General features: G+C 59.8%; 14 protein-coding genes. 11 read left to right on the forward strand and 3 right to left on the reverse strand.

Annotated elements, in window-relative coordinates:
* Nucleotides 1–318: 318 nt before the first annotated feature.
* Complete coding sequence (locus EGK76_RS08190) at nt 319–1,893, reverse strand: amidohydrolase (protein WP_199730886.1); 1,575 nt, start codon at nt 1,891–1,893, stop codon at nt 319–321.
* A gap of 465 nt (nt 1,894–2,358) precedes the next feature.
* Between EGK76_RS08190 and EGK76_RS08195 the strand changes: the two genes are divergently transcribed.
* The 11 genes from EGK76_RS08195 to EGK76_RS08240 all read left to right on the forward strand — a co-directional run bounded on the left by EGK76_RS08195 (nt 2,359) and on the right by EGK76_RS08240 (nt 11,717).
* Nucleotides 2,359–2,556 (forward strand): hypothetical protein, encoded by a 198-nt coding sequence (locus EGK76_RS08195; protein ID WP_123832285.1) that lies wholly within the window; start codon nt 2,359–2,361, stop codon nt 2,554–2,556.
* 149 nt (nt 2,557–2,705) lie between these two features.
* Entirely contained in the window at nt 2,706–4,085 is a 1,380-nt protein-coding gene (locus EGK76_RS08200; protein ID WP_123832286.1) for a radical SAM protein, read from the forward strand.
* Nucleotides 4,082–4,975, forward strand: a complete 894-nt coding sequence (locus tag EGK76_RS08205) for a hypothetical protein (protein ID WP_158613470.1) — start codon at nt 4,082–4,084, stop codon at nt 4,973–4,975. Before EGK76_RS08200 ends, EGK76_RS08205 begins: the two co-directional genes overlap by 4 nt.
* A 7-nt stretch (nt 4,976–4,982) precedes the next feature.
* A complete protein-coding gene (locus EGK76_RS08210) occupies nt 4,983–5,648 on the forward strand; it encodes a hypothetical protein (protein ID WP_123832288.1) in 666 nt (221 codons plus the stop codon).
* Nucleotides 5,649–5,780: 132 nt separating this feature from the next.
* A complete protein-coding gene (locus EGK76_RS15380) occupies nt 5,781–5,930 on the forward strand; it encodes a hypothetical protein (protein WP_158613471.1) in 150 nt (49 codons plus the stop codon).
* 130 nt (nt 5,931–6,060) lie between these two features.
* The gene (locus EGK76_RS08215) at nt 6,061–6,750 is read left to right on the forward strand and encodes a hypothetical protein (protein ID WP_123832289.1); all 690 of its coding nucleotides are present in this window, start codon (nt 6,061–6,063) and stop codon (nt 6,748–6,750) included.
* 42 nt (nt 6,751–6,792) lie between these two features.
* Nucleotides 6,793–7,782: a hypothetical protein gene (locus EGK76_RS08220; RefSeq protein ID WP_123832290.1), complete on the forward strand. Its 990-nt coding sequence runs from the start codon at nt 6,793–6,795 to the stop codon at nt 7,780–7,782.
* Nucleotides 7,783–7,792: 10 nt separating this feature from the next.
* Nucleotides 7,793–8,824, forward strand: coding sequence for a TraB/GumN family protein (locus tag EGK76_RS08225; RefSeq protein WP_123832291.1), 1,032 nt, complete (start codon nt 7,793–7,795; stop codon nt 8,822–8,824).
* Between the two features lie 48 nt (nt 8,825–8,872).
* Nucleotides 8,873–9,520, forward strand: coding sequence for a hypothetical protein (locus EGK76_RS08230; RefSeq protein WP_123832292.1), 648 nt, complete (start codon nt 8,873–8,875; stop codon nt 9,518–9,520).
* Nucleotides 9,483–11,411 carry an ABC transporter transmembrane domain-containing protein gene (locus EGK76_RS08235; protein WP_233580226.1) on the forward strand — a complete coding sequence of 643 codons (1,929 nt, stop codon included), beginning with the start codon at nt 9,483–9,485 and terminating at the stop codon, nt 11,409–11,411. The genes EGK76_RS08230 and EGK76_RS08235 overlap by 38 nt, the downstream gene beginning before the upstream one ends.
* Nucleotides 11,412–11,441: 30 nt before the next feature.
* Complete coding sequence (locus EGK76_RS08240; protein ID WP_123832293.1) at nt 11,442–11,717, forward strand: hypothetical protein; 276 nt, start codon at nt 11,442–11,444, stop codon at nt 11,715–11,717.
* A 376-nt stretch (nt 11,718–12,093) separates the two neighbouring features.
* Here the strand turns inward: EGK76_RS08240 and EGK76_RS15785 are convergent, their stop codons facing one another.
* Nucleotides 12,094–12,330 (reverse strand): NYN domain-containing protein, encoded by a 237-nt coding sequence (locus EGK76_RS15785; RefSeq protein ID WP_343205621.1) that lies wholly within the window; start codon nt 12,328–12,330, stop codon nt 12,094–12,096.
* A gap of 107 nt (nt 12,331–12,437) precedes the next feature.
* Nucleotides 12,438–13,088: a site-specific integrase gene (locus EGK76_RS08250; RefSeq protein ID WP_123832294.1), complete on the reverse strand. Its 651-nt coding sequence runs from the start codon at nt 13,086–13,088 to the stop codon at nt 12,438–12,440.
* Nucleotides 13,089–13,208 lie beyond the last annotated feature (120 nt).

Consider the following 13,208-nt stretch of genomic DNA (forward strand, 5'->3'; position numbering starts at 1 on the left):
TGTTGCAGGCATGTACGTCGTTCGTCCGCCAGGCCCCCGGCCCTCCCGAAAGCTGCAGCTTCTAACGGATCTTCTGATCGAGTGCTTTGATACATAGCCGCGCGCCCCAGGGAGGCGGCTGGAGCGGCTTGGCAACGGGCATCGCTCGCAACGCATTCCATCGAGGGGCAGTGGCGTCAGCTTCGCGCCGTGGTGGCCGGCGTCGAGCGGACTCGAGCGCGCGCTCGGCGCTGCCCCCGGAAGTTCGATGAAAAGAGCCCGCCCCCAACACGGGGGCGGGGTATCGCGGCGGTGCGCCAGGGAGGCTGCCGTGAGCCGTCAGTCGCCGTAATGGCCGCCGAAGTACTTCATTGGAGACCACTCGGGCAGCGTCGGCGGCAGCCTCGGAGCAAGGTCGGCATAGTCCTGCGCGCCATAGACGATGCGGCCATCGACAACGCTCAGCACGGAAGAAATCGTCTTGATCTCCTCTTCCGGAACGTTGAAGTAGTCCTTGGTGAGCAGGGCGAAGTCGGCGAGCTGGCCGGGGGCGATCCTGCCCATCTCGTTCTCCTGCTGGACAAACCATGCCGGGCCGACCGTGAACAGCGCGAGCGCCTCGGCGCGCGTGAGACGGTTGTCATCGGCCAGGATCTGCGAGCCGGAGACCGACTTGCCCGTGGTCATCCAGCTGATGCCGGTCCAGGGGTTGAAGCTGGACGCGCGGAAAGCGTCCGTGGTCATCGCCAGCGGAATGCCGCTGTCTACAAGCTCCCGCAGTCGTGGCGTGTACCAGGCCTTCTCCACGCCGTAGGTCTTGACGAAGCCATCGCCATGGAGCGCCATCTTCGTGTCCAGGGCAATGCCGCCACCCAGCTTCTGCACGCGCGCGATGCTCGCAGGTGAAATGGTTTCGGCGTGCTCGATGCTCCAGCGCAAACCATCCAGCGGGGTCTTGCGATCGATGCTCTCCAGTGCATCGAGGAACGGCGAGATATTCTCGTCATAGCTGATGTGCATCCGGAAGGGGATCCCGTGCTGTACCAGCTTGGTGAGGTCTTCCACCATCTTCTCGCGCATCAGGTCCGGGTCGATGATGACCGCTGGCCGGTCGAAGTTTTCATGGTCATGCAGTTCCATCCTGAGGAGTTCGCCTGCGCCTTCGTACTCATGGCCGTGCGCCATCGTCGGATGCAGGTTCTGTCCGGCACTGATGGGTGCCCGTTGTGTGACCGCCTTGATATGCGCGTCTACCAGGCTGGCGCTGCTCTCGTCGCCGAACTGGAGGTCGATGAACGGGAAACGGACGTTCAGGCGATTCTCCTTGATCAAGGCCTGTATCGGGGCGTGCCCATCGGGAAATCCAATCAACGCAGCCGCGTCGACCATCGAGGTGACGCCGAAGCGGTTGAGGTCGTTGATGGCATTGGTGATCGAGCTCACCTGCTCATCGAAGGAGGCCTGGGGGACCATCGATTCCAGCGAGATGAAGGTGAACGTGTAGCCATGGACGATGCCGGTGTAGTTGCCGTCGGCGTCCTTCTCGAATTCCGTCCCTGGCAAGGCCGGAAACTTCGCGGTTCCCACGCCGAACGCGTCCATGGCCAGATTGTTGAGAAAAGCGCGGTTGTAGGCGTACTGGACGATCAGCGGCCTGTCGGGGACTGCGCTGCGCAGCTCGTCCAGGGTGGGGAACCGGTTCTCCTCGAACTGATAGGGCGACCAGCCGCCGATGACCTTGACCCACTGTCCTTCCGGCGTGCGCTTGGCCTGCTCGCTGAGCATTCCCAAGGCATGACTGAGAGTTGGCACCCCGTCCCATCTGACGACGTAGTTGTAGCCGCGCTCGTTGAGGATGTGGGTGTGGGCGTCGTTGATGCCGGGAATCAGGCGCTTCTGGCCCGCGTCGATCACCTGGGTCGTGTCGTTCTGCAGTGCCAGAACGCGAGCCCGTCTACGGCTGTCAGCTCAAAGCCGAGCTCGATGGCATTAATTGGCCGATCTGATCAGCGAAGAAGATCGGCATCCCTCAGGTCGACGGCGCGGGCGCTGTGGTCGAGAGCTTGGAGCGAGCGCTAAAAAACTTGTTCCTGAACAGTGGCTCGTTCACTTCGGCGAAATGACGCCTGTCCAACTTAACTCCGCCATTTTTAATTCTTCGGTAGGAAGTTTCCTACGATTCAACGGATAGATGTCTCACCTCGCGCCTCCTTCTCGGAGGGTCATGATGCATGAGCCGTTGTAGCGATTGATTTGAGGTCAACTTTAAGCGTGGAGCGGATTCAAAGAGCTGCGTAAAAATAATCTTGACTTGCTCTTTGTGGGTTGGATAGCGTTCTGCGTGCTGCGATTTCGCAGCTATGGAAAAAGGATAATCCTATGAAAACGCTGATCCCCGAGCCGATAATGGCTTCCGCCAACGCAGCCCTGCCTTTCGAAGCTCCGGCCTCGGGAGACATTCTCCCGGGCGTGCGCACGATCGACTCGATTGCCGGCTCCTCGCTCCAGGTTGGACCACACGGCCAGGCTGCGTGGTGGGATCGCTTCTGCGGCGATAGCGAACAGCAGGCGCGCTAAGTTGTAAGTCCCCGGCTGGTGGTTCAGCCGGGGATCTCATGGACAGCGCTTGAAGTGTGCTCGGTCGCAGCCGCGCAGTCGATAGCAGGCGCGACTGCGCGCGCATATGTTTGATTTTGAAACACGGACTGATCTTAGAAGGAACTAGGATGCTGATCGATTTGGCGGAGCCGCGACGCCGCGGCGTGAAGCCAGCGCTGCGCGCGCGTGACATCAAGTTGGTGGCGCTCAAAGACGAGACGCTCGTGATCGACCGCATGTCGGGACGGTGGCTACTTTCGCAGGTGGAAACGGCTGGCCGTATCAAGAAGTACCTGGGCAATCTGGAACGCCGGAATGACCTTGATGTCGAGCGGACGCTTCGCGACGCAGGCCTAGGTGAGGAGGTTGCTGAGCAACCAGACGGGCCGCTCAGCATGCTGATACTGAAGCTGACGAGTGCCTGCAATCTTGGGTGCCTGTACTGCTACGACTATGATCCAATCCACAAAGCGACAGTTGCCGATCGCAGTGCCTTTGAGCGCGCGATATCGCAGGCTTTCGATGTGTGCGGGGGAACGCTGCAGATCATTCTGCACGGCGGCGAGCCGACCTTGGTGTGGCCGCTGATCGAGAGTCTTGTCGAGTTCGCCGAGCGTGAGGCGGATCGCCGTGGCTACTCGGTGTCATTTGGTGGTCAGACCAATCTCACGAAGCTCAACGATCGCATCGTCCAGTTCTCTTCGGATCACGCAATCGCATGGGGCATATCGATTGATGGACCACCTGAGATCAATGATCGTTACCGCGTCACTCATCGCGGTCGCGGCAGCCATTCTATCATGCAGACGCACATCGAGGAGTGGCCTGAGTTCGTGTCAAAGTGTGGCGCGATCTCGACCATCACTTCCGCGAATGTCGGTCATTTGGTAGAGGTCGCGCACTACGTCAAGAGTCTTCGGATACGCGCATGGGACTGGACGCTGTTTCAACCCTCCGGCCGAGGCACTATGGGCTCGAGTTCTGCATTTGCATTTGACCTTGGGACATTGCTGGAAGGCTGGAAATCGCTCTACGAATCAGCGCTGGATGGCCAGTTTGATGGCTTCGCGGTACGGCCTGTTCTGAAATATCTTTACAACTTCCTCTATGGCGCGGGCGGCTACATGTGTCTGCGCTCAAAGTGCGGCGCGGGTCGTGAACTGGCCTCCATCTCCGCAGATGGAACTTGGCAGGGGTGCGATTGCATCGACCGGTCTCATCCCTGCGGGGAAGCGGGAAACGTGCGCGACACCGATCTTGCCTCCGTCCGTGCAGGCCCCATTTTCGAAGCGCTTAGATCGCGTGATCTTTCAGATGCGCCTGAGTGCGGCAGCTGTCCTTGGTATGCACTCTGCGGCGGGACATGTCTTGCCTACGGACAAGATCTCAACGACAAGTCGCTTCTGCACTGCGCACTCGCGCAGTTCGCATACAAGTCGATCGCCCAGGATTTCTCGTCAGACCCCTCGCGCGTGCTCCGCTACCTGAATTCTGTGACCGCCCGATGAGTGCTTCGCCGGATGCCTTTTCCCATTGGAGCCGCTCTTTGGCGCATCCCGCTGGACGCGCCTTGCTGGCCGGCTTTTCGGATGATGCGATTGCATGCGTTGCGAGCAGCCTGGCCTCGGACTCGGGCAATGCTGAGAACTCGATAATCGAGTTGGCTCTGGCCGCTGTTGGGGGCGCATCTGGCGCGCGAACTGAGGACGCCTACGCGCACAAGCTTACTGCTATAGCTCGCGAAGCGAGATGGCAGTGCGAGCAGGGCGAGGCAATACACTTTCAGGTCGAGGGGCGGGAGTGGCTTTCCGAGGTGAAGGAGCATGGCGTGCTGATTGTTATGCCCATGCAGGTGTGCACGTCCGATGCCATTGCTGCGGTTTCCAAGTGCTTTCCTGGCAGAGAGGTTGTCTTCTTTGGGGAAGGTGTGAGTGCGGCCACTTATCCGTGGATAGATCCTCCCCCAGTATTCGCAAGCCAAGGTATGGATGGTGTGCGCCAAATTCTTCGAGTGCTCAGCACTGGCGGGGTGTTTTGTACCTATCCCGACTTCGTCTACCAGGGGCGCGGGGCATTGCACTATTTGCTTTTCGGGCGAAATCGCTCAATGGCATCAGCCATGCTGAGCATGGCGATGAGAACGCGGGCGGTGCTATTGCCCGCACAGGCTCGCCTCAGCATGGAGTCGATGGAGATCAAGATCGAAGAGCCGCTTGAAATCGGAACTCAGATCACAGGAGAAGCGGGCCTGCGGCAGCTTGTCGGCGTCGTGGGTGGGATCCTCGAGGCGCAGATCGCGCAGAATCCCGGGAGCTGGTTGCTGTTGAACAGCCTAGTCGCTGCGTCGCCTCAAATGGCGGTGGCCGGGCGGTCGAGCCAAGCGGCGGCCCGATACTGAGCGAGCGATGTCAAAGCGCGAGGACAATGCAGCAGCAGATATTTGGTGGGCGGCGGGCACGGCGCTCCTGCTAAACGCATTGATTGGGGCGGGCCTCTACCACGCTGCATGGTCGCCGATCAAGGCGCCTGAATCGCCGGCGGCGCTTCAAGTCGTGTACTGGGTTGATGCCCGGATGCCGGATGGCCACGTGGCGGTGCCGAAAGCGTCCGTGCAAGTCGTGCCGAAAACCGCGAGTCCGCGTGAGAGCGTCGCGGCCAGTGAAGTTCCGCATCAACTCCCGAAGAGGGAGGCTTCAACTGCGACCGTCGACCTGATGGGAACGGATTCACACTCACCGGAAGCGGGTGAGCGCGTGCCAATGCTTGATCTGACGCTGCGAGAGTCGATCTCCTTCGCCTCGCCTGGGCTGAAAGAAGATGTTCCTTGGGAGCGGCCGGAAGAGAAGGGAGCGGAGCCGACTCGGTTTGACCAATCGTGGGCTCCTACGGAGAAGTCCATCCAACACGATCTTGCGTATCGATCCCGAATCGCCGGCCACCTGCTCGGAGCAGTTGGTGCTCTAAGAGAGCCTTGCACGAGGCGTGAGCGCCAGCGAATGGAGGAAAAGTGTCACGGCGCGCAATACAGGGGCGACTTCGAAAGCCGAGTTGAGGAACTCTCGCGTCGCTAACTAGATTGTCGCGAATTGCCTTGGCCGGTTGTAGGAAAATACCTAGCGCCGAAGGATGTTGACTTTTCCTTCACCCGGGGAAACCATGTGACGCGCCCATGGTGGGCGCATGGATTATCAAGGAGTAGATAAATGAACGAAGTAATCATGATCGCCGACCAGGTTGGCAACGCCATGCAGATTGGCTCGTCGGTCGTCGATTCGTTGGACAGCCTGGTGCAGATTGCCGGTGCCGACGGTGAAAACATCACCTGCGAAGTCTCGCGTTGCGAGTGGGCCTGATTTACTAGCAGCGCGCACGCCGAGAACTCTGTTCTCGGCGTGTTGCTCTTGCGGCGATCGCTTGCGGTTGGAGGGGTGCCCCTTTGATGGTTCACGCAGTGCGAAAGCGCGATGGGATGGAGCCCTTACATTGAGCGTTCTGCAGAAATCCGATTCCGAAAGCCGCTCGAGCGTTGCCTTCGCGCGTCCGGGCATTTATCTGGTGCCCAGCACGCCCAAGCTTATGCGGGAAGCGCTTGCCGCGCGCCGATCCTCTGACGAAATTTTGATCGTTGGCGACGCTGCGTTCTTTGCAAAGTCGATCCATGACCTGGCAGAAGGGGACGTGCTTTCTCCCTCTCGCTTCTTGAAGTTCGTCGACGCCGAGCGCCGCAGCCTGCGCGTGCTGTCTTTCACAGATCAGCTTGTTTCGCCCGAGTTTGCTTCGATTCTGGTTAGCAGGCGCGGCGAACTGGAGTTCTACTCGGCGTTCGAGCGCGTCGCCGCGGCGCGGCATCAGTTGCCGCTCTTCCAAATGAGCCACGAAGCGTCCGGGGACGAAGATGACGGGACGCGCGGCTATGGCGATGCGGAACATGTTCTTGCTCAGATTTCTCGATACCTGGACATCTGCGCGAAGCTCGGCGAAGAGTGGCGCGCGGCCGATCTACAAGAGTTTCGGCGGCCTGCTTATCGAATAGCCGCTGCGAAGCGTCGCCTTCGGGTCTATGCCTCCATCGCGATGGCTTCTTGCGAGGACAGTGGCGGAGAGGATATGAGCGCCGAACTGCTGCGGCCGATCTTCGATGCACGCGCGCAGATCGCGCGGCTTTCGCCATAGGCAGACGGGGCGCTGCGCCGCTTTTGATATCAGGGACCTAGTATGGCTACTTTTCGGTACCGGGCGCTAGTCGCGCTCTCGGGAATTTTTGGTCTGATCAAGCGTCGGAACAGCCTTGTCGAGCGAGCGCTGGATATCCGATTTTCATCGGGCTCTTACAAATCACTGGACGCTTCTTGCCAGTTCCAGGGCGTTTCAATTGGCGAGTTCTACAAGTGGAAATGCGTTCAATGGGCCGCGATGACCGAGGCGCTTCGCGCGGACGAGACGGAGGTCTTGAAATTTTTGAGGTCCCACGATCAGTCCTCTTATGCAGCGCTCGATGAGGCACTTGAGCAGCCTATGGGGCTTTTGGTCGCGACGCCGCATTATGGGCACTTCCTGGTGGCGATAGCAGCGATATCGGATTACGTGGCCGGGCGCAAGGTCGTTAACATATTCTTTGATCCGCCTGAGAAACATGGCGCAAATCAGGATTTCGCCGATTTTTGCGAGAAAATGTATGGCGGGAAGGATTCGGTGAATGTCATATTCAACAACCGAAATGGGCTGGTTCGTGCTATCAGGGCCCTTCGAAGGGGGGAGCTTGTCATTATCATGCCGGATGTCTTCGACAATATAGAAGATACGTTCGAAGTCGAATTTCTCTCTCGGTCGCGAAGCGTTGCGCTGGGAACGGCGTCGCTGGCGCGCATGACCAATTCGGCCATTCTGCCCATGGTCTCCAAGTTCGTGAAGGGTGGGTGTTTCAACTCGCAGTTCGGCCGAGTTATCTTCGACGAGCCATTCGAGTTCGCAGCTGACCGTGTCGTCCAATCGCATTGCGACTACAAGGTCACGCGGCGCATCTTCGGGCAGTTCGATGAGCTTATCGGTCGAGATGTGCTTCCGTGGCAGTACGTACGGGATCACTTCAACTCGCCACCTCCCCTCCCATTCATCCCGAAAGACAAGCTTGGCGAGTACTTGGGTATGTTTTCGTCCGACCCACGGGTGCGCGTTGATTTGAGCGCTCCTATTTTCGTCGATTAAGCGCGCAACAATGCGCGCACTCAGGGAAAATCTTGTGATTAGACACATCATGTTGCTCGCCGTGCTTACGACTGCATTGGCTTTATCGGATCACGCGTTGGCCCAGGACGATGGGGATGTGGTGGATCTGGACGTCGTGCTTGTGAGCGGCGCTCGGCCTGCACCGGGTCTGTGGCGAGCCGTCAAGGGCGAGAAGACGCTGCTGATCATGGGCACCTTGACCCCAGTGCCTCGCGGTCTGATCTGGCACGCTGATGCTGTGCGAGAGCAGATTGCAGGGGCCGACGTGATCTTGGGGCCGCCCGGGATTTCTGTCGGCACGAACGTGGGCCTCATCCAAGGTGCTTTGGCACTGCCGGCCTACCGCAAGCTTCGGCGAAATCCCGATGGCAAGCAGCTGTCGGACATCCTGACGCCGGACCAGTACGCCCAGTGGTCTCGCCTCAAGCAAACCTACATCGGCCGAGATCGTTCGGTTGAGCGGCTCAGGCCTGTCAATGCCGCGACGGAACTCTCGGACGCCGCGATCAAGCGGGTTGGGCTCGTCAGCCAAGATCTCATCCAACCGGTCGTCAAAGAGATCGCGCGGGATGCGGGTATTGAGATCATCCCCACCACGATGCGGATTGTCGTCGAGAACCCACGTGAAGTGCTCGCAGAGCTCAATGCTGGAAATCTAAACGATCGGGACTGCCTCGTGCGCACGATGGAGCGGCTTGATTCAGATCTCCAGAACATGGCGGAGCGTGCAAATGCCTGGGCAGATGGCGACGTAGCAGCACTGCGCTCCATGACGCATATCAACGATCGCGCCGCCTGCACGCAAGTTCTCGCAAGCACGAAGCTCGCCGCTCAGGCGGGAATTACCGATGTCAATGCGGCCGTTACGCAGAAGTGGTTTGCCGAGCTTGATCAAGCGCTCTCTGGGCACAATACGATCTTCGCAACCTTGCCTGTTGCGCGCGTGCTGGAGGAGGGCGGTGTGCTCGCTGAGCTTGAACGGAGGGGGTTCACTGTGCACGCGCCAGGCGGGGGTGAGTGAGACTCTCTAACTGGCATCCACTGCTAGAAGCATCGAAGAGCTGCGCGGGTGAATGATCGGTGGATCAAAACGTTTGCCCTTGGTGGCACCTGCCTGCTTTACATCGGCGTGTTCGTAATCCTCAATAATCTGGACCTGCTCTCGTCCGGCCGGTCGGGCGAGACTGCAGCTCGAGCGCTTGAAGTTGTCTATGTGGTCCGGCTGCGCCCGGAGGAGCTCGCCTCGGATCAGCGCGCTGAGCCGAGCGAGCCTTTGGACGCCCCTTCGGTTTATACGCGCGCGAGGCAAGCAGCCGTGCGCCAAAGCCCCCCCAGCGTGGACGTCATCGTTGTCGATGTGCCGCGGGGTTCTGAGCAGGCGAATCCGCCTCGAAGCGACAGCCCCCGGGTGTCTGCCGCTTCACTGCTCAATTCGGTTCAAGCCGCGCCGATCGTTTACGCCGAGCGTCAGCCATGGGATCGAGATCCAGCGCTTCGGCGCACTGCAACGCGTGAGCGGTTTCGCATGCGAGAGCAGGTTGCGATCGAGGACGTGGTGCGAGAAGTGTCGCGGTTTTTGGGCTTTTGGCCGCCAGGCTATACGGATAGCCCGTGTCCGGGTCTTCGTGTTGTGCTGAACGAGGTAGTGGCGCGACCTGATGCGGATCCGGAGTTCGTGCGTGAAATCGCCTTGGCAAAAGCGAAGTTCTGTGACTGATCATCGTTCCCAGGTGGCGCCTATGCATCGCGGATCGATGGGTGCGGCGAATGCTGATCTGCCGGGGGACGGCGGCAAGCAGAACGTGCCTGGGCAGAACGCGGAATCGGAGGAGGTTCGGCCCAAGATCGATGTCGATAGATCGCGGCCACGCTACAAGGTTTTGGATCTGGCGCGGCTTGCGCCGTTCATTACCGAGCATCGCGCACTTCTCGTGGGCTGGCTTCTGACGCTTTTCGCCTCCACCGGCGCGATGCTCAGCATTCCTGCCGCGATTAGACGCGTCGTCGATACAGGTTTTGAAGAGGCGTCTCAGATCAACCCGGCCTTCACCGCATTGCTAGGGGTTGCACTATTCTTGGCCGCGGCGACTGGTTTGCGCTTTTACTGCATCGTGCTTTTGGGCGAGCGTGCAATTGCAGGGCTCCGGCGACACTTTTACGCTCACCTGATCCATCTGGATCAGGCGTTTTTCGATCGACGGACGAGCGGTGAACTGATTTCGCGTCTGACAGCTGATACTGAGCTTGTGCGAAGCGTCCTCAGCGCCAGCTTGCCGGTCGCCGCGCGCAACGCCGTCATGCTTTTTGGGAGCGTCGGCCTGCTGCTTGCAACAAGTCCGCGACTGACAATTATCACCCTGGTCTGCATCCCGCTTTGCGTAGCGCCTCTTCTGATCGGCGGCAAGCTGCTTGGGCAGGCATCCACGGCGAGTCAGGACCGTATTGCGGAGTCGAATGCGGTTGCTGTGGAGACATTGGCTGAAATTCGAACCGTCCGCGCCTACGCTCGCGAAACCTGGGAAGTTCGCCGGTTCTCGTCAGCGCTCGGGAGCGCAGTGGAGGCCGCACGGTCGAGAGTCGCGCTACAGGGCGGCCTGACTGGCGTGGGCATGGCTGCTGTCTTCGGGACCCTCATCACCGTGCTGTGGATCGGCGCGCATGACGTAGGCGCAGGTCGGATCACTGCGGGTGAACTCAGTCAATTCATGCTCTACGCGTTCTTCGCCGGCACGGCCGTTGCTGCGCTTGGTGAGGTTTGGGCCGACCTCCAGCGCGCCGCAGGGGGGATGAGCCGCCTCTCTGAGATTTTGGATGAACGCGAATGCGTGCGTGAGCCGACGGTTCCGACCACCCCCTCGCTGGACGTTCGGGAAGGCCTTGATATCAGTATCGAGAATGTTTCATTCGCCTATCCAACCCGTCCCGATGCGTCAGTGTTGAAAGATCTTTCAGTGCGTGTTTCGGCTGGCGAGACTGTGGCTATTGTTGGCCCCTCTGGCGCAGGAAAAAGCACCCTTCTCAGTCTTCTTCTCAGATTCTATGATCCGGATGACGGGCGGGTCATGATAGATGGCGTTGATATCCGAAGTGTGGCGAGCAGCAATCTGCGAGGTCGGACGGCGTTGGTCTCACAGCATCCAGGCATATTCGCGGACACGATCCGGGAAAATATTCGCTATGGCCGACTTGACGCGAGTGATGATGAGGTGCGCCGTGCTGCCGATCTCGCGCATGTTTCGGAGTTCGCGCTGGCTTTTCCGCGAGGGCTGGACGAAGTGATCGGTGAGCGAGGCGCGAAGCTCTCAGGCGGTCAACAGCAGCGCGTCGCCATCGCGCGGGCTCTTCTGCGCGATGCCCCTATATTGCTTCTTGATGAAGCGACATCGGCGCTCGATTCTCAAAGCGAACGCGTTGTGCAAGAAGCGTTCGAAACGCTCAGGAAGGGTCGAACCACGGTTATCATCGCGCATCGGCTGGCGACTGTGATCAAAGCAGATCGCATCGTCGTGCTTGATAGTGGGCGCGTCGTCGCGCAAGGCACGCATTGTGAGTTGATTGAACGCGGCGGTCTCTACGCTGATCTTGCAAAAATGCAGCTGCTGAATTGAGCGCGGCGACGTAGCTATATTCTGACGGCGGTGTCAGGAATTGCCGACCTGTTCGCGAAGAGAGGCGCGCAGGGCAAGATTGGAGCCTTGCTTCGGCTGCTCGAGCAGGATCCTGGAAGCCTCGTAACCTTCTTGTCAGGATGTGGTGGACATGGCGGTCCCCAAGCGGGACTGGCTGCTGAGCTGCGTCATGCGGGCATCGATGTTCAAAAGGGCTGCGCACTGCTTGAGAAGCTCAACGCCCTCAACGCGCATCGGTATCCGATCAACCGTATCGCTTACCAGTTTGCGAAAAGCCTGTTCTGATCGGATCAAAAGCTGCCCCGAGCGTTTCTGCTCCAAGGTGGCAAGGCGCCCGTCCGCGGCCGACACATGGCCGCCGCGGAGAGCCTCTAGAGAGTCTGCCCTACAGGCGCACTGGCGCTGAGGTCGCGGCGGAGGGCTGCTGTGCGCGTCGGCCAAGCGAAGGTGCGAGCGTTGCTCGATCCAATCAATCAGGCGCTGCTCAAAGAGCGCATGGTCAACCACGCAGACATCGTGCGCGAGCCTCGTTCCTTCGAGCATCCAGTCTTTTTCGATGGCATTCTTTCTTGACGCCAGCATCCGGCCACAAAATGCGCGCCACAGGCGCTTTGGCGGCATGACTTTTCTACCGCTTTTCGCCCATGCATAGAAGGCAGCTTTAGCGTGATCTGACGTATCGCAGAGCGATGTCTGCCGTGTTTTTCTTGGATGCGTATTGATACTGGAGGCAAGGCGTGAAGGCTTGGCGCACAAGCACCTCTTGCCAGCGACTCGCTAATGTCCCGGTGTTCCCGTAGGCCCGGCGAAGTACCACACGCCCAAACTGCGCGCCCATTAAAAGCGCGTGGTCGACAATGTCGGGCGGGACGTTATCGCAGTCGACGAGCACGGCCACCGAGGATTCAAGTGAGGGATTGCCAGAATGCGAGGACCTGCGAGTGCGAAGGCTACTTAGGGTGGGAGATCAGGTGATCTCGATGCGCGGTTGGTAGTCCAGCGCGCTCAGTCCAAGCGACGAGAACTCCGCTGAGCGCACGCCACTCGGCTTCTCGCGCGGGGTGAACTCGCGGGAGTAAACCGCGTGGTGCTCGTCATCGAGCTCATGGCCCACAAGCTGCGCGCGCATTTCAGACGCGACACCTGCCCCTCGCAGCTCTTCACGCTCTTTCGAAATGAGTGGAAGCCGCGCTTGGCCTTTGGCCATCCTGGTCCGACCTTGGCGAGATAGTTCCCCATCGCCTTGGTGATCCAGCTGCCCCGGCCGTTGACGGCGTCTTCCTTGCCGTTCGGGAAGAGGTCGCGCCCATTCTGGAGGACCATGGTCTTCACATAGTCCAGGAAGCCAAGGTCCAAGAGGCGCGGGTGGATCGGCACGACGCGGCGGCTCGACACGGATTTGAGGCTCTGGTGCTCGCCCTCATCCGAAAAACTCAGGCACGGCACGCCGGCGAGCTCCATGACGTCGAGCACGCGGAGCTGGCCAATTTCGGGGACCCGGGCGCCGGTGTAGAGGCCCAAGAGGCAGGGCCAGCGGGTGTGGAGGGGAAGCGTCCCGAAGTTCTCGGGGGCGAAGAGGATCCCGACTTCCTCGCGAGTGAAAGCCTTGAATCCGAATTTTTTGCGTTTGCGCTTCTCGTTGGCGGTGTAGGACACGTGCCCCTTCGCGGGGTTGTCCCCGGGCGGGTAGTGGCCGAGGCCATTGCCCACGCGAAGAAGCCGTGTTTGCCGCCGATGTAGCTCTGCTTGTTCGTCAGAGTTGGGGTCGCAATCCCG

The sequence above is a fragment of the Luteimonas sp. 100069 genome, from assembly GCF_003813845.1.
In the GTDB taxonomy this organism is placed as follows: domain Bacteria; phylum Pseudomonadota; class Gammaproteobacteria; order Xanthomonadales; family Xanthomonadaceae; genus Luteimonas; species Luteimonas chenhongjianii.